Genomic DNA, 15,867 nt, shown 5'->3' on the forward strand with positions numbered 1-15,867 from the left:
TCGCGAACACGCAAAGATTTTCTCCGCGGCGTGTCGAGAACGCCCGGCGGTGTCCGACCAAGGGGCATGAACTACCTACTGACGATCTCCATGAACCCGGAAGCCGCGGACACGCTGTCCGACGAGCAGCGCGACATGCTCGTCGAGCTGACCGGTCAGGCGGGGCGGGAGGTGTGCCCGGCGTGAACACCATCCAGAAGAACATCGACGAACTGGTCGCCTCGGGCGCCGAGAGCGGGGTCCAGGTGGCCGTCTACCGGCACGGCGAGCTCGTCGTCGACGCCACGGCCGGCGGCCTCGCGCCGTCCGCTCTCGTCTACAGCGCCTCCACCGGCAAGGCCGTCACCGCCACCGTCGTCCACGTGCTCGTGGCGCGCGGGGTGCTGTCCTACGACACGCCGATCGCCGCGCTGTGGCCGGAGTTCGGCGCGCACGGCAAGGCGGCGGCCACCGTACGGCACGCGCTCACCCACACCGTCGGCGTGCCCGCCGTACCGGAGGGCACCACGGTCGAGGACCTGAGTGACTGGGACACGATGTGCCGCGGCATCGCCGGCTCGGTGCCGTGGTGGGAGCCCGGCACGAAGACCGGCTACCACGCTCACACGTTCGGCTGGATCCTCGGCGAGGTCGTTCGCAGGGCGACGGGCAGGCCCGTCTCGCAGGTGCTCCGCGAGGAGATCGCCGAGCCGCTCGGCATCGCCGACGAGCTGTTCCTCGGCGTCCCGGCCGCCGCGCTGGGCAGGGTGGCCCGCCTCGACGACGCGCCTGGCAACGCCGCGATGCTCGCCGCCATGGGCGACTTCCCCGGCACGCCCCGCGCCCTCATGCCCGGCGCGGACTACGCCAACAGGGCCGACGTGCTCACCGCCGACATCCCCGCGGGCGGCACCTTCTCCGCCCGCGCGATCGCCCGGATGTACGCCGCCCTGCTCGGCGAGGTGGACGGCGTGCGCCTGCTGTCGCCCGAGCACCTGCGCGAGGTGACCGCACCCGCCTTCACCGGCACCGACCAGCTCATGGGCAACCCGGTCACGTGGGCGCTGGGCTACGCGGCGGGCCGTCCCGACGGCTCGCGCCCCGAGACCTCGTTCGGCATGGTCGGCATCAACGGGAGCGCGGCCTTCGGCGACACCGCGGCGGGGCTGGCGTTCGCGCTGACGAAGACCCGCTTCTCCCTCGCGGACGCGAGCACGGTCAACCAGATCCTGCCCCTCCTGCCATGACCCGCCCGCCCCGGGGTGATTCCGCGCGGCCTCAGGTCAGGTGCCGCAGGGTGTACGCCGGGTCGGCGTAGGCGCCGCCCTGGAGTGCCGGACCTTCCGTGCCGCCGAGCGTGCCGGCGTACGCCTCGGCGTCGTCCTGCGGCTGGTAGCCCTCGCTCAGCTCCCAGAAGCGCCGCGTGTTGGCCGAGACCGCGTAGAGCGTGCGGAAGCCCGCGTCCTTCCGCGTGAGCGCGTCGACGAAGAATCCGGCGCCCGCGACGATGCCGGCCACCGTCTCGGGGCTGTCGAGGACGGCCTGCCGTACCTCCTCGCCTGGGGCCTCGGGGATCAGCGGCCTGCGGTCGACGAGTACCAGCCGGGTGGCCATCTCCCGTAGCGCGCCGCGGATCGCGGTCCCCACCAGCCCGGCGGCTTCTGTCACTACCACGGTGTCCAAAGCCATGCGCCGGAGTCTGTCACGCCCATTGACAAGCAGAATTTTTATGTACAACATTGTTTTTGCGATGAGAGACGTCCTGTACCTGGAACAGATCGAGCAGGCCGAGGCCCTGCTCAAGCCGCAGCGCATCGAGGTGCTGCGGCAGCTGGCTGAGCCGCGCACCTGCACCGAGGTCGGCGCCCGGCTCTCCCAGACCCCGCAACGCGTCTACTACCACGTCAAACGGCTGGTGGAGGCCGGGCTGGTCGAGCAGGTGTCCGAGCGCAAGGTGCGCGGCATCAGCGAAGGCATCTACCAGGCCACCGCCCGCTCCTACTGGCTCTCACCCCGTCTCGTCGGGCGCATCGGCGGCCTGAGGAAGGCGCAGGACGAGCTGTCGCTCGGCTACCTCCTCGACCTGATGGAGGAGGTCCAAGCCGACATCGCGGCCCTGGATCGCACGGCCTCCGAGCTGCCGTCCATCGGCGTCTCGGGGGAGATCAGGGTGCCGCCCGAGCGGCGCCAGGAGTTCATGAACGACCTGCGCGACGCCCTGCAGGACCTCTTCACCCGATACGGCGGCGCCGAGGGCGACGCCTTCAAGCTGGCCGTGGCCTGCTACCCCAAGGGAGAGACACATGACTGAGCCGATGACCCTCCGCGTCCGCGTCGCCGCCCCGGCCAAGCAGGTGTGGCACGCGCTGACCGACCCCGCGTCGCTGCGCACGTGGCTGGCCGAGCACGCCGAGGCCGACCTGCCCCACCGCTTCGAGTTCTGGGGCCGCCACACCCCCGAGGGCGACGCGCCGCACCAGCGGGTGCTGCACGCCGACGACCGCTCCCTGACCCTGGAGTGGACGCTCGACGGCGAGGCCACCACCACCGAGATCTCCGTCGAGGAGGAGGGCGACGACGCGACGATCGTCACTCTCAGGCAGAGCCACTTCGACTTCCAGGACGTGATCACGGGAGCCAGCATCAGGGGCGCCCTGCAGACGTACTGGGCGCTGTCGCTGGCCAACCTCGTCGACCACGTGGAGGGCCGCGAGCTCACCCCCAAGGTCGACTACACCTCGGCCGTCATGCGGGAGGAGGTCGTCATCGACGCGCCCATGTCCGACGTCTACCGCTCGCTGACCGACGGCGCGGAGGCGACCCGCTGGTTCGGCTACCCCATCGAGATCGAGCCGTTCGTCGGCGGCCGCTGGGCCATGGGCGGCTTCGACAACCCCGACCCCGCCAAGGTCGTCGACCTGGTCGAGGGGCGCGCGATGTCGGTCGACTGGGGATCGGCCGGCATCTCCAGCTGGGAGCTGGCGGAGTCGGACGGCAGGACCAGGCTCACGTTCGTCCAGTCGGGCTTCGACGCGGCCCGTCCGCCGCACGCGGCGTGGGGCGGCTGGTTGTCGGGTCTGGCGGAGCTGCGCCGTTATCACGAGCTGCCCGACTGGCGTCCGATCTGGCTCGAGGCCGCGTGACCCGAGCGTGCAGGCGGCGCAACGGCCGGGGCGCCCACCAGTTGGCCGCCCCGGCCAGCCGCATGAACGCGGGCACCATGACGGCCCTGATGACGGTGGCGTCCACGAGGATCGCCACCGCCATGCCGACCCCCAGCATCTGCACGAACACCACCCTGGCCGTCGCGTAGGCGGCGAACGACAGCGCGAGGATGGCCCCGGCGGCGGTGATGAGAGGCGCGCCGCGCTGCAGGCCATGGGCGACCGCGGTGACGGTGTCGCCGGTCCTGGCGTACTCCTCCCTGATCCGCTCGATCAGGAAGACCTCGTAGTCCATGGACAGCCCGTAGGCGATGCAGAACATCAGGATCGGGATGCTCGGGTCGATGCTTCCCGTCGGGGTGAACCCGAGCAGCCCCGACAGGTGGCCGTCCTGGTAGACCCAGACGAGCGCGCCGAACATCACCGCCATGCTCAGCAGGTTCAGCACGGTCGCCTTCAGCGGGATCAGCACGCTGCCCGTCATGAGGAACAGGATCACGAAGGTGACCGCGAACATCAGCCCGATCAGCGGCGGCAGCCGGTCCACCACCGAGGCGCGGTAGTCGGCGAGTTCGGCCGTGTAGCCGCCGACCAGCACCTCGAACGGCGCGGGCGCCGCGCGTACCCGCGAGACCAGCTCGACCGGATCGCCCTCCATCTGGGCGGCGGTGGGCACGACCGACAGCCAGGTCCCCTCTCCGCCGCGGAACCTGGCGGGGTCGCCGTCGCCGGCCCGCGCGCCCCTGACGTAGGAGCCGGCCGCGGAGTCGACCTGCGCGACGCCGTCGAGGCGCGACAGCGCGGCGGCGTACGCCGCGTCGCCCGTGGCCGGGCCGGTGGACACCACCTGGAGCGCGTCGGTCTCCTCGGCGGGGAACTCGGCCCTGATGATCTCCTGCGTCTGCCGGGCGGGCGCGCTCGGCGGCAGGATCCGGTCGTCGGCCACGCCGAAGTCCAGCCCCAGGAACGGCGTGCCGAGCACGAGCAGCGCCAGCGTGGCGGCGCCGCCGTACCGGAGGGGCCTGCGCATCACCCGCGTCGCGACCGCGTGCCAGAAGCCCACGGCCCGCTCGCCCCGGTCGCGCCGCGGGATCACCCGCGGTCCCACGGTCGCCAGGACGGCCGGCAGCACCACCACGGCGCCCACGACGCCGCCGATCACCACGGCGATCCCCGCGTAGGCGAAGGAGCGGAGGAAGCCGAACGGCAGCGCCAGCAGCACCGCCAGCGAGGCGGCGACCGTCGTCCCGCTGAAGACCACCGTACGGCCCGCACGGGCGACGGCGGCCACGACGGCGTCGTGCGGGGCGCGGCCCTGCCGTACCTCCTCGCGGAAGCGGGCCATGACGAACAGCGAGTAGTCGATGCCCAGCGCCAGGCCCATGGCCAGCGTGATGTTCAGCGCGAACGTCGAGACGTCGGCGAAGAGCAGCACGACGCGCAGCAGCGCCAGCGTCGTCACCATCGCGAAGACGCCGACCATGATCGGCAGCACCGCGCCGAGCACCCTGCGGGAGTAGAGCCAGAGCAGCGCGAAGACCAGCGGAAAGATGATCATCTCGGCGCGCAGGAAGTCCTGCCTGGCCTGCGGGACCGTCTGCCTGAACACCTCCTCGCCGCCGCCCGCGCGCACCGAGACGACCGCGTCGCCCTTGGTGACCTCGGGTACCAGCGCGGGCAGGATCCGCGAGCGGACCACGTTCGCGTCGCCGGGGATGCGCGCCACGACCAGCGCCCGCGTGCCGTCCTCGCTGCGCAGTGTGGCGGGGTTGCCTCTGGTCCAGTACGAGGCCGCCTCCGCCACCCCGTCGAAGGCGGCCACCCGTCTGGTCAGCTCCCGGCCCGCCGCCGCCACGGCCGGGTCGTCCACGGTGCCGGTCACGGCCGTGACGAGCAGGATCAGGTCGACGCTGCCGGTGCCGAACCGCTCGGCCAGTTCGGCCCCCGCGCGGTCGGACTCCGATCCCGGCGCCTCGAACCTGGCGAGCGACAGCGCGTTCACCGTCCCCGCCCCCAGCGCGCCCATGACCAGCGTGGCCAGCAGGGACAGCAGCATGACGAGGCGGCGCCGGCGGACTAGGAATGCACCCACGACTCACTCCAAACACGACGAATTACTCGTGTTTGGATTAATACAAGTCTTCGCTCGTATTTGTCAACGCGCCCCCCGGGGCCCGCCCTCCCACGCCCCCCGGGGCCCGCCCTCCCACGCGCCCCGGGGTCCGCCCTCCTACGCGTCGGCGCTGAAGCCGCTGAACAGCAGGACCGCGAGTCCCAGCGCGACCAGCACGTTCACCATGGTGGCCGCCGCGAACACGCCGACCGGACGCCAGCCCGCCTCCCGCAGCGAAGTCACGCGGAACTCCAGCCCGATGCTCACGAAGGCGAGGATGAGGAACCACACCCGCAGGTCGTTGGCCGCCCCGACGACCTCCTTGCCCGCAGCGGCGGGGACGGCGGCGAGGTACCAGGTGGCGATGACCGAGGCGGCCACGAACCCCAGCACGAACTTGGGGAAGCGGCGCCACAACTCGATGGCGCCGGGACGCTCGGCGTCGGGCCGGCGTTCGACGCGGAAGGCGAACCACGCGGTCAGGGCCACGACCACCACGCCGATGAGGGCGTTCTGCGTGACCTTCACGATGGTGGCGACCGCCAGGGCGTCCTCGCCGACGAGGGCGCCCGCGGCCGTCACCGCCGCGGTGGTGTCGATGTTGCCGCCGATCCAGGCCCCCGCCACCGCGGGGCTCAGCCCGAGCGCCGTGGCCAGGCCGGGCAGGATGAAGATCGACGGCAGCGCGAAGGCGATCACCAGGCTGGCGCTGTAGGCCAGCTGCTCCCGCCTGGCCTGGACGGCTCCCGCCGCGGCGATGGCGGCGCTGACACCGCAGATCGACACGGCGGCCGACAGCAGGGCGCGCAGCTTGTCGTCCAGGCCCAGCCTGCCGCCCAGCCACCAGGTGAACAGGAACACCGTGCCGATGAGCACGATCCCCTGGACGACGGCGGGCCCGGCGGCGGTGACGATCACCTTCAGGTTGATCGAGGCGCCGAGCAGGACGAGGCCCGTCTTGATGAAGAACTCGGTGCGGAAGCCGCCCGCCAGACGGTCCCTGAGCCCGGTGGCGGTCAGGACCGCGTTGCCGAGCAGGCCGAGGGCGATGGCGTAGACGGGGTACTCGACGGCCTTGGCCAGGTCGGAGCCCGACCACCACACGGGGACGTTCCGCTCCAGGAACCTGGTCGCGGCGGCGAGGACCAGCACGGTCAGCACGCCCGCGGCGGGCCACACCCAGGTGGCGGTGGCCCGGGAGGGGAGGCGGGTGGTGCTCATCACGGGATCAGCCCCGCCGGGATCACTCCGGTGATGACCAGCAGGAGGAGGGCGAGGCCGACGATCGTGGCGGCCCAGTCCTCGTTGAGGGCGGCGCGGCTGTCGCCGTCGGTCCGCGTCTCGTGCTCGCTCATGGGATGCGCCTTTCTGCGGGGGGTGTGCCGGCGAGGTGTGCCGGGGGAGGCGGGGTACGCCGGGGAACAGGGGGGAAGGGGGCGGGGCGCCTCCCAACGCCCCGCCCGTGGAGGGCCCTTCTCGTGAGGCGAGCGACGAGAGGCTCGCGGTGGATCACACCCTTGACACTCGGCGATATTCCCCATGAAGTCAATAGGGAATACATGAAACCTTGCTCCACCAGCCAAGAGTCCGGCAGGCTCACGACGGATCCTCCCTACGCCCGCGCCAGGGTGAGCACCCCCGCGCCCACCAGGGCGACGGCCCACACCTTGTCGACGTTGAACCAGGCCCAGCGCAGCACGGTCAGCCCGACCACCTCGAAGACGAGCAGCGCGACCGCTCCCGCGACGGCGAACATCGCCAGCGTGTGGAGCGCGGCCACGCCCAGGCCCCCGGCGAGCGCGTGAGAGCCGTGTCCCGCGTGCTCCCCCTGGAGGCCGGTGAAGACCGGGATCAGCATCAGCCCGGCGCCGTGGGCCGAGGACATCAGGAACGACCAGCCCGCCAGCTGGAGGAGCGACAGGCGCATCCCCACCCAGCGGAAGTGCCGCCGGGACAGTAGCAGCCACAGGCCGTAGCCGACGAGCACCACGCCACCCGCCACCGACAGCACCGTGCCGGTGACCAGCGAACCCGTGACCGCGACGACCAGGCCGACCAACGCCACCGCGGCCAGGTGGCCCGCCGCGATCGCGGGAAGCGCGGCCAGCAGCCGGCTCCTGCTGCGCTCCTGCAGGCCGCGGGCGACGGCGAACAGCCAGCCCATCGCGGGGTTCAGACCGTGGAAGGCGCCCAGCAGGAGCGCCGCCGTGACCGTCACGGATAGCAGTAGGAGTCGGAGGAGGCGTCGCCGCCCTGCAGCCTGACCTGGTGCGGGCGCAGGCCGCGGAAGTCGTCGCCGTGCGGGAAGAAGCGCTCGTCGAAGGTGAAGGACCCCGTGTCGATCTTCGCCAGCCAGGCGCCCACGCCCTCAGGGTAGAACTGGTCGTCCCAGGCGCCGTACAGGGAGTTGGTCACGTAGAGGCGGCTGCCGTCCCTGCTGACCTCCACCATCTGCGGGCCGCCACGCAGCGGCTCGCCGGGCGCGGCCGGGTGGGCGCGGTTGCCGACGATCCCGCCGATGCGCAGCGAGCCCAGCTCGACCGGCTTGAACGGATCGGCGACGTCGTACTGCTTGATCTCGCCCGTCCCCCAGCAGGAGACGTAGAGCCGCTGGTCGTCGACCGCCAGGTCGATGTCGGTGACCAGCGGCGGCACCGCCCCGAACGGCTTGAGCACGTCGGGCAGCAGGGCGGGGTCGGCCGGCTCGGCGGGGATGTCGATGACCTTGCGCACCTGCCAGCGGCCGTCCTCGTGGAACCACGTCCAGACCGAGGCCGACAGGTCCTCGACACTGGTGACGACACCGACGAAGCCGTAGGTCCTGGTCGGGTCGTGGGCGGGCCGCAGCTCCAGCGGCATCTGGTACTGGTCGCCGAGGTCGACCTCCTGGACGTGGCGGCGCCTGCGCAGATCCCAGAAGTGCAGCCGGTGACCGTACTTCCGGCCGAGCAGCAGCTCGCCGACGACCCCGCCCTCGATCATCGACGGCGTGCCCCACTCCGAGGTGACCAGCACGTCGTGGTTGATGTGCCACCAGAAGTCGTAGGCGAGGTACTGCGGGCCCCTGTCGACCTCCCAGCGGCCGAGTACCTCGAAGGACTGGTGGTCGAGGACGGCGATGCCGCCGGGGCCCTCCTCGCCGTTCGCCCCGCCGAGCGCGGAGACGTAGAGGCCCTCGGGCCCGCAGTGCACGGTGTGCGGGCGGGAGTAGCCCGCCCGTGCGGCCAGTTCCTCCGGCTCGATGACCTTGACGATCTCGGGGCTGACGCGGTCCTTGGTGTCCAGGATGTAGATGCGCGAGGAACGCAGCCCGGGAACGACCAGGTAGCGCCGCTCCACGTGCGGGTGCGGCGCGTAGGGGCACAGCGCGCTGCTGCAGGCGTTCCACCCGAAGTGGTGCAGTTCGTCACCCGTGTACGGCAGGTCGGTCCAGCCCACCACGCGCCCGTAGCGCGAGGAGGAGGGGTCGGTGTCGAGCACGGCGATCGCGTCGGGCCGTTCGGCGCCGCGGTCGAAGGCGGCGACGTAGGCCAGGCGTTCGGCCGGCGCGGCGGCGGCGTCTCGGGGTGAGGGGTAGAAGGTGGGGTCGGGGGTCCAGAGTGTCATGATCCCAGCATCTCCGATATCCCTACAAGGTCAATAGGTAATTATCCATGTAAAACCAGTAGGAAATATTTACTTTGCGTCCGCGAGCGCGTAGGTTCGCCGTATGAGGCAGGGTCCCTACCTGACCACGCGCCCGCACGTGGACCACGGCCACGTCGCCAGCGCGCAGTGTCGCTGATCACGGAGCCGATCACGCGTGCCGATCACGCGTGCCGATCGCGTGCCGTTCCCTCCCGCGTGGCCGAAGGCGCCCGCGCGACCCACCGACGAACACTCCCCTGGCGTGCCCGCCCCGCCGCGGGCCGCCGTGCTCTCGTGAGGACACTCCCTTGATCAAGATCAGACACGCCCTGCCGTACGCGCTGGCCCTGGCGACGCTGGCCGCCTGCGCGACGGCCGAAGGCTCGGCCACCGGCAGCGGCGCCGAGACGACCGAACTGCGCTACCAGGGCAGCGCCGGCGCCGTCACCTTCCCCGAACTCGCCCAGGAGCTCGGCTACCTCGGCGACATCAAGCTCACCTGGGTCGGCAACACCACCAGCGGCCCCCAGGACATCCAGTCGGTCGCGACCGGCCAGACCAACATCGGCGGCGCCTTCAACGGCGCGATCATCAAGCTCAAGGCGGCCAAGGCGCCGATCAAGGCGGTCATCGGCTACTACGGCTCCGACGAGCGGAGCTTCAACGGCTACTACGTGAAGGACGACAGCCCCATCAGGACCGCCCGCGACCTGATCGGCAGGAAGATCGGCGTCAACACCCTCGGGGCGCATCACGAAGCGGTCATCAAGGAGTACCTCAAGCGCGAGGGGCTGACCCCCGAGGAGATCAAGCAGGTCGAGCTTGTCGTCATCCCGCCCGTCAACACCGAGCAGGCCATCCGCCAGGGTCAACTCGACGTCGGCACCCTCGGCGGGATCCTCAAGGACAAGGCGCTGCAGCGCGGCGGGCTGCGCCCGCTGTTCACCGACGTCGGCCTGTTCGGCCCGTTCACCGCAGGCGCCGTCGTCCTGCGCGAGGACTTCATCGCCGCCAACCCCCGCACCACCAGGACCTTCGTCGAGGCGTTCGCCAAGGCCGTGCGCTGGACGCAGACCCACCCCCGTCAGGAGGTGGTCGCCACCTTCCAGAAGATCATCGCCAGGCGCGGGCGCAGCGAGGACGCCACCGCCGTGACGTTCTGGAAGAGCTCCGGCATCGCGGGCGCCGGCGGCGTGATCGCCGGCAAGGAGTTCCAGACCTGGATCGACTGGCTGGAGCGCGAGGGCGAGATCCAGCCCGGCCAGGTCAAGCTGTCCGAGCTGTTCACCAACGCCTACAACCCCTACGCCGGCGGGAGCGCCTCATGAAGATCGTCATCCGCGACGTGGGCAAGGTGTTCGACGTCAGAGGCGCCGACCGGCCGTTCACCGCGCTGGAGAGCATCGACCTCGACATCCGCGCCGGCGAATTCCTCACGCTCGTGGGACCGAGCGGCTGCGGCAAGTCCACGCTGCTCGACCTCATCGCCGGCCTGACCCCGCCGACCTCGGGACAGATCCTCATCGACGGCGTCCCCGTCACCGGCCCCGGGCTCGACAGGGGCATCGTCTTCCAGCAGTACGCGCTCTTCCCCTGGCGCACGGCCACCGGTAACGTCGAGTTCGGCCTGGAGGCCAAGGCCGTGCCGAAGAAGGAACGCGCCGAGCGGGCCAGGCACTACCTGGACCTGGTCGGGCTGGCCGGGTTCGAGGACCGCTACCCGCACGAACTGTCCGGCGGCATGCGCCAGCGCGTCGCCATCGCCCGCAGCCTGGCCTTCGACCCCGACGTCCTGCTGATGGACGAGCCGTTCGCCGCGCTCGACGCCCAGACCCGCGAGTCGCTCCAGGAGGAGCTGCTGCACATCTGGCAGAAGACCGGCAAGACGATCGTCTTCATCACGCACGGGATCGACGAGGCCGTCTACCTCGGCCAGCGCGTGGCCGTGATGACCTCCCGGCCCGGCCGCATCAAGGAGACGCTCGCCGTCGAGTTCGGCTCCCGCGAGGGCGACCTGCGCGCCGAGGCGCGCTTCGGCGACTACCGCCACCACATCTGGACCCTGCTGCGCGACGAGGTCGCCGCCGCACGCCGCGAGGAGGTGGGCTCCGTTGGCTGAGCTGACCTCGCCGGTCGCCCTTTCCGGCCAGCCCGCCCAGGCGCGGTGGCACGGCCCTTCCGACGCCGGCGTCCAGAGGAAGCCCAGGACCGGGCGGCTGTCGACGGCCGTCGAGCGCTCAGCCGCGATCGTCCTGCTGCTCGCCCTCTGGGAGGCGCTGCCGAGGGCAGGCGTCGTCGACCGGGTGTTCGTGCCACCGCTGTCGGAGAACCTGGTGGCCTGGTACGAGCTGCTGCTCTCCGGGCAGCTCGGCGAGCACCTCGGTGCCTCGCTGCTGCGCTCCTTCGCCGGATTCGCCCTCGCCATCGCCCTGGCCATCCCGCTCGGCCTGGCCATCGGCTGGTACCGGCCCGTGGCGGCCTTCCTCAGCCCCCTGCTCGAACTGTTCCGCAACACCTCGGCCGTCGCCCTGCTGCCGGTGTTCACGCTGATCCTCGGCATCGGCGAGACCACCAAGATCACATTCGTCCTCTATGCCTGCTCCTGGCCCATCCTGCTCAACACGATCAGCGGCGTGAAGACCGTCGAACCCCTGCTCGTCAAGTCCGCGCGATCCATGGGCCTCGGCCCGTTCCGGCTGTTCCAGAAGGTGATCCTGCCCGCCGCCGTCCCCACTGTCTTCACCGGCGTACGGCTGGCGGGCGCGTACTCCATCCTCGTCCTGCTCTTCGCCGAGATGGTCGGCGCCAAGGCCGGGCTCGGCTACCTCATCCAGGCCTCCCAATCCAGCTTCCGCATCCACGACATGTACGCAGGCATCATCACGATCTCCGCCATCGGCCTGCTGTTCAACCAGCTCCTGGTCAGCGTGGAGCGCCGCTTCTCGACCTGGAGGACCACATGACGAGAACCCACACGACGAGAAAACTGCATCTCAACGCCTTCCTCATGGGCGTCGGCCATCACGAGGCCGCATGGCGGCACCCGAGCGCCGAGCCGTCCAGGCTGACCGACGTCCGCCACTACCAGAACCTGGCCAGGACCGCCGAGCGCGGCACCCTCGACTCGGTCTTCCTCGCCGACGGCCTGGCCCTGTGGGGCAACGTGAAGCACAACGCGCTCGGCGGCCTCGAACCGCTGACGCTGCTGTCGGCGCTGGCCGTCGTCACCGAGCGCATCGGGCTGATCGCCACCGTGTCCACGACGTACAACGAGCCCTTCCACGTGGCCCGCAAGTTCGCCTCGCTCGACCACATCAGCGGCGGCCGGGCCGGCTGGAACATCGTCACCTCCGCCGGCGAGGCCGAAGCGCACAACTTCGGCGTCGAACGGCCGCCGCACGCCGAACGCTACGCCAGGGCCACCGAGTTCCTCGAGGTCGTCGGCAAGCTCTGGGACAGCTGGGAGGACGACGCCGTCCTCGGCGACCGCGCCGGCGGCACCTACGCCGACCTCGGGAAGATCCACCCGATCGAGCACGCCGGCCCCCACTTCAGCGTCCGCGGACCGCTCAACACCTCCCGCGCCCCCCAGGGCCGGCCGCTGCTGGTCCAGGCCGGCTCGTCCGAGGACGGCAAGGACTTCGCCGCCCGCCACGCCGAAGCCGTCTTCACCGCCCAGCAGACCCTCGGCGAGGCGCGCGCGTTCTCCATCGACCTCAGGAACCGCCTGCGCGCCCACGGCAGGCGCCAGGAGGAACTGCTGATCCTGCCCGGCATCTCCCCGATCATCGGCTCCACCGAGGAGGAGGCGCGGCGCCTGGAGAAAGAACTCGACGACCTGCTCATCCCCGCCTACGGGCTCGTCCAGCTGTCCACCCTCATCGGCGTCGACCTCGACGAGGACGCCCTCGACAAGCCGCTCCCCGACGTCGGCGTCGACACCGAAGGGGCGCAGAGTCGCCGCAAACTCGTCGTCGACCTGGCCAGGCGCGAGCAGCTCACCGTACGCGCGCTGCTGTCCCGCCTCGCCGGCGGGCGCGGCCACCGCGTGGTCGCCGGCACCCCCGAGCAGATCGCCGACGAACTGCAGGAATGGTTCGAGTACGGCGCCGCGGACGGCTTCAACATCATGCCGCCGATCCTGCCCGGAGGACTCGAGGACTTCGTCGACCACGTGGTGCCCGAGCTCAGGGACCGGGGGCTGTTCAGGACCGAGTACGAGGGGCGGACACTGCGGGAGAACTACGGGCTTGCCAGACCGCCGTCCCGGTACGCGGCAGCACCCGAACGCGAACTGGACGTGGTGGTGACCTCATGACCGGGACCCTGTCCGACCACGGCGGTGGTTTCGTGGCGCGCGCTGTGCCCGACCACGGCGGCGGTCTCACGGCCCGCGCCATGCACGACCACGAGCTCGATGGGGTGGGGGGCTCATGACCGACACGATGCCCGAACGCGCCGTCGACGCCGACCGGTTCAGGAGGGCCCTGGCCGTCCACGCCTCCGGCGTCGTCGTGATCACCGCGCAGAACGGGGGAGTGCCGGTCGGGCTGACGGCCACCTCCTTCACGTCGGTGAGCCTCGACCCGCCCCTGGTCTCCTTCTACGTCGACCGAGCCTCCGCCACCTGGCCGTGGCTGGCCACCGCCGACCACTTCGCGGTCAACGTGCTCACCAGCGACCAGGCCGAACTGGCCACCCGGTTCGCCCGCAAAGGCATCGACCGGTTCGCCGAACCCACCCGATGGCGGCCGGGCGAACTCGGCGCGCCCCTGCTCGCGGACGTGTCCGCGCACCTGATCTGCCTGCCGTACGAGAGGGTGGACGTGGGCGACCACATCCTGGTCGTCGGCCTGGTGGCGGAGGCGGACATCCACCACCGGGGCCGTCCGCTCCTGTACCACCAGGGCAGCTTCGGCCGCTTCACCGCCCACCCCTGACCACGTCGTCTGGCCGGTCCTCGTCGTTCAGATCCGGGCGGGGACCGGCAGCCCCGTCCCCGCCCACGCGAGCCTCCCCGCCCACGCGAGCCTCCCCGCCCACGCGAGCCTCCGGGGCCGGGTAGGACCTCCCACCTGGTGCGTCCGCCGGATCGTCCTTCCGGCCGCCTGGGAGGGGGTCCCACGGCGAGTTTCCCCTGTCATCCCCCTGACCCGGCCCACGGCCGTCCGGCGAGTGGGCCACGTCGGTTTCCTGGTCCGGTCGGGTGTCGTGCGGCCCGTTCGCCATGCTCTCCTGGCCTGGACGGGACTCTTGCGCCGTGCCGAAACTTTGGCCTGGCCGGGACTCGCGCATCATGTCGAGACTCTGGCCCGGGCCAAATTCTTGCGTCGTGTCCAGACCCTGGCCTGGATGGGGCTCTTCCATCGCGTCGAGGCTCCGGCCCGGCCAGGGCTCCTCCATCGCGTCGAGACTCGGCCAGGGCTCCTCCGTCACGTCGACGACCTGGTCTGGGCGCGGCTCCTGCGCGGCGTCGACGAACTGCTCGGCCGAGTCGCCCTCCGGTTGGCCGGACGCCCTCTTGAGGCGGTCGGCACCCTCACGGTCGCCCTTCCCCGCCTGGTCGGCGCCGCCCGGCCGATCCCCGTCGGGCCGATCCCGGTCGGGCCGATCCCGGTCGGGCCGGTCCGTGCCGAGCCGATCCGCGCCAGGCACGTCCACGCCGGGCCGGGTCGTGCCGGGCCGGTCCACGCCGGGCCGGGTCGTGCCGGACCGATCCGCGCCAGGCCGGTCCGCGCCGGGCCGGCGATCTTCCGCCTGCCGTTGTTCGCGCGGCTCCGGCAGGGGCCGCGCCCGCCGCACCCGGTCCCGCTCCGGCTCATACGCGTGCACCCTCGTCTCGCCGGCGAACGAGCTCGGCGGCAGCCGCCTCTGGCCACGCGAGGGGGATCCTCCCGTGCCCGCGCTTCCACCACCGCCACCCGCCATGGGCGCGATCGGCGGCACCAGGTAGCCGGGGTAGCCGGGGTAGCCGCCCGCCTCCCGCCCGCCACCTCCGCTCCCCAGGACGTGCTCGCCCCCGCGCTCCCGCTGCCTGCGCGGCGCCCTCGCACCGGCGGCGACGACGACCCCTGGCAGCAGGGTCTCGACCTGGTCGGGCAGCATGCCGTGCGCGACGGCCAACTGGACGTTCAGATCCCGCAGGTAGTCACGTGCCCGCTCGTGCGCCCCGGCTCCCAGCGACCGAGCCCAGCCGTCGCCGTCCCCCTCGCCCCCCTGCTCGTCGCCGTCCTCCTGCCCGTCGAGATCGAGGACGCTCTCGAAGTTCATCTGGTACTGCAGGAGCACCCCGGCCAGCCAGCTCATCGTCTCGCCGGTCTGCCCGCTCACATGGGCCAGAGCCCGGCAGGTCGCGTGCACCTTGCGCATCCCTTCCAGCGCGAGCTCGGAGGTGTGACCGCGCCACGCATTGGCCAGCTCGCGGGCCCGCCCCTCGAGGTCGCCCTGGAGCTCGGCGAACCACATCGCCAGATCCGAGCAGAGCGTGCCCTGCGCGGCCAGCCGTAGCGGATCGACCGAGTCGAGACACTCCTTGACGCTGGACGCGTTGTACGGCGAGACGTCCTCGTCCTCCCACGGCTGCTTGGTGTCGACCACGTCGTGCCGGAGCCCCATACCGTTGATCGAGTTGTCCAGCAGCGGGCGCTGTTCCATGGCCCGGTCGTAGTTGTCGCCGGTGGCGTACAGCAGGCCGCCGAGGTCGGCGTAGCTACGGTGAACGGCCATGGCGCCCCGCTTGAGCGCGTCGTCGACGGTGATGAGAACCGTCCGGACGGCCTGCATCGAACCCCACCAGGCCCAGTCGGTGAAGTCGTCCAGCAGGAGCCCGCTGAAGCGGGAAGGGAGCCCCTCCCCTGTGTCCGCTCCGGGGTCGGGGTTCCGTCCGGCGCCGAGGTCGGTCCACATCGCGGTGCCGATCGTCTTGAGCCGGGTGTGGTCCACCTCGACGTCCACCCGTGGAGCCGGCCAATCGGCTGACAGCTC

General features: G+C 71.5%; 15 protein-coding genes and 1 pseudogene. 9 read left to right on the top strand and 7 right to left on the bottom strand.

The annotated features are described in order from the left end of the window. Window positions 1–182 precede the first annotated feature (182 nt). Entirely contained in the window at window positions 183–1,226 is a 1,044-nt protein-coding gene (locus tag ABZX22_RS28470) for a serine hydrolase domain-containing protein (protein WP_354914452.1), read from the top strand. Window positions 1,227–1,257: 31 nt separating this feature from the next. Here ABZX22_RS28470 and ABZX22_RS28475 read toward each other — a convergent pair whose 3' ends face one another. Next, window positions 1,258–1,668: a hypothetical protein gene (locus ABZX22_RS28475; RefSeq protein WP_354914454.1), complete on the bottom strand. Its 411-nt coding sequence runs from the start codon at window positions 1,666–1,668 to the stop codon at window positions 1,258–1,260. Window positions 1,669–1,729: 61 nt separating this feature from the next. Between ABZX22_RS28475 and ABZX22_RS28480 the strand changes: the two genes are divergently transcribed. After that, the gene (locus tag ABZX22_RS28480; protein ID WP_354914456.1) at window positions 1,730–2,290 is read left to right on the top strand and encodes a helix-turn-helix domain-containing protein; all 561 of its coding nucleotides are present in this window, start codon (window positions 1,730–1,732) and stop codon (window positions 2,288–2,290) included. Then, on the top strand, window positions 2,283–3,122 hold the full coding sequence (locus ABZX22_RS28485; protein ID WP_354914458.1) for an SRPBCC domain-containing protein: 840 nt from the start codon (window positions 2,283–2,285) through the stop codon (window positions 3,120–3,122). The genes ABZX22_RS28480 and ABZX22_RS28485 overlap by 8 nt, the downstream gene beginning before the upstream one ends. Before the next feature lie 13 nt (window positions 3,123–3,135). On the opposite strand, the pseudogene ABZX22_RS28490 reads toward ABZX22_RS28485, so the two are convergent. The 5 genes and pseudogenes from ABZX22_RS28490 to ABZX22_RS28510 form a co-directional block, all read right to left on the bottom strand. Continuing rightward, window positions 3,136–5,199 (bottom strand): annotated as a pseudogene (locus ABZX22_RS28490) (MMPL family transporter); the annotation flags it as partial. A gap of 174 nt (window positions 5,200–5,373) precedes the next feature. Next, on the bottom strand, window positions 5,374–6,477 hold the full coding sequence (locus ABZX22_RS28495; protein WP_354914460.1) for a putative sulfate exporter family transporter: 1,104 nt from the start codon (window positions 6,475–6,477) through the stop codon (window positions 5,374–5,376). Further along, complete coding sequence (locus tag ABZX22_RS28500) at window positions 6,477–6,611, bottom strand: hypothetical protein (RefSeq protein ID WP_354914462.1); 135 nt, start codon at window positions 6,609–6,611, stop codon at window positions 6,477–6,479. Before ABZX22_RS28500 ends, ABZX22_RS28495 begins: the two co-directional genes overlap by 1 nt. Before the next feature lie 257 nt (window positions 6,612–6,868). Then, on the bottom strand, window positions 6,869–7,483 hold the full coding sequence (locus ABZX22_RS28505) for a hypothetical protein (RefSeq protein WP_354914508.1): 615 nt from the start codon (window positions 7,481–7,483) through the stop codon (window positions 6,869–6,871). Then, on the bottom strand, window positions 7,471–8,862 hold the full coding sequence (locus tag ABZX22_RS28510) for a selenium-binding protein SBP56-related protein (RefSeq protein WP_354914464.1): 1,392 nt from the start codon (window positions 8,860–8,862) through the stop codon (window positions 7,471–7,473). Before ABZX22_RS28510 ends, ABZX22_RS28505 begins: the two co-directional genes overlap by 13 nt. 329 nt (window positions 8,863–9,191) lie before the next feature. Here ABZX22_RS28510 and ABZX22_RS28515 point away from each other — a divergent pair, with 329 nt between their 5' ends. Genes ABZX22_RS28515 through ABZX22_RS28540 form a run of 6 tightly spaced genes read left to right on the top strand, consistent with a single transcriptional unit; the run spans window position 9,192 to window position 13,823 of the window. Next, entirely contained in the window at window positions 9,192–10,211 is a 1,020-nt protein-coding gene (locus ABZX22_RS28515; RefSeq protein ID WP_354914466.1) for an ABC transporter substrate-binding protein, read from the top strand. Further along, window positions 10,208–11,002 carry an ABC transporter ATP-binding protein gene (locus ABZX22_RS28520; RefSeq protein WP_354914468.1) on the top strand — a complete coding sequence of 265 codons (795 nt, stop codon included), beginning with the start codon at window positions 10,208–10,210 and terminating at the stop codon, window positions 11,000–11,002. Before ABZX22_RS28515 ends, ABZX22_RS28520 begins: the two co-directional genes overlap by 4 nt. After that, complete coding sequence (locus tag ABZX22_RS28525) at window positions 10,995–11,846, top strand: ABC transporter permease (protein WP_354914470.1); 852 nt, start codon at window positions 10,995–10,997, stop codon at window positions 11,844–11,846. Before ABZX22_RS28520 ends, ABZX22_RS28525 begins: the two co-directional genes overlap by 8 nt. After that, a complete protein-coding gene (locus ABZX22_RS28530) occupies window positions 11,843–13,201 on the top strand; it encodes an LLM class flavin-dependent oxidoreductase (protein WP_354914472.1) in 1,359 nt (452 codons plus the stop codon). The genes ABZX22_RS28525 and ABZX22_RS28530 overlap by 4 nt, the downstream gene beginning before the upstream one ends. Next, on the top strand, window positions 13,198–13,320 hold the full coding sequence (locus ABZX22_RS28535) for a hypothetical protein (protein WP_354914474.1): 123 nt from the start codon (window positions 13,198–13,200) through the stop codon (window positions 13,318–13,320). Before ABZX22_RS28530 ends, ABZX22_RS28535 begins: the two co-directional genes overlap by 4 nt. Further along, on the top strand, window positions 13,317–13,823 hold the full coding sequence (locus ABZX22_RS28540) for a flavin reductase family protein (protein ID WP_354914476.1): 507 nt from the start codon (window positions 13,317–13,319) through the stop codon (window positions 13,821–13,823). The genes ABZX22_RS28535 and ABZX22_RS28540 overlap by 4 nt, the downstream gene beginning before the upstream one ends. Here the strand turns inward: ABZX22_RS28540 and ABZX22_RS28545 are convergent. Continuing rightward, window positions 13,807–15,837 carry a hypothetical protein gene (locus ABZX22_RS28545; RefSeq protein WP_354914478.1) on the bottom strand — a complete coding sequence of 677 codons (2,031 nt, stop codon included), beginning with the start codon at window positions 15,835–15,837 and terminating at the stop codon, window positions 13,807–13,809. The two genes, ABZX22_RS28540 and ABZX22_RS28545, sit on opposite strands and share 17 nt — an antisense overlap. Between the last annotated feature and the right edge of the window lie 30 nt (window positions 15,838–15,867).

This window comes from Nonomuraea sp. NPDC003804, from assembly GCF_040610675.1.
In the GTDB taxonomy this organism is placed as follows: Bacteria; Actinomycetota; Actinomycetes; order Streptosporangiales; family Streptosporangiaceae; genus Nonomuraea.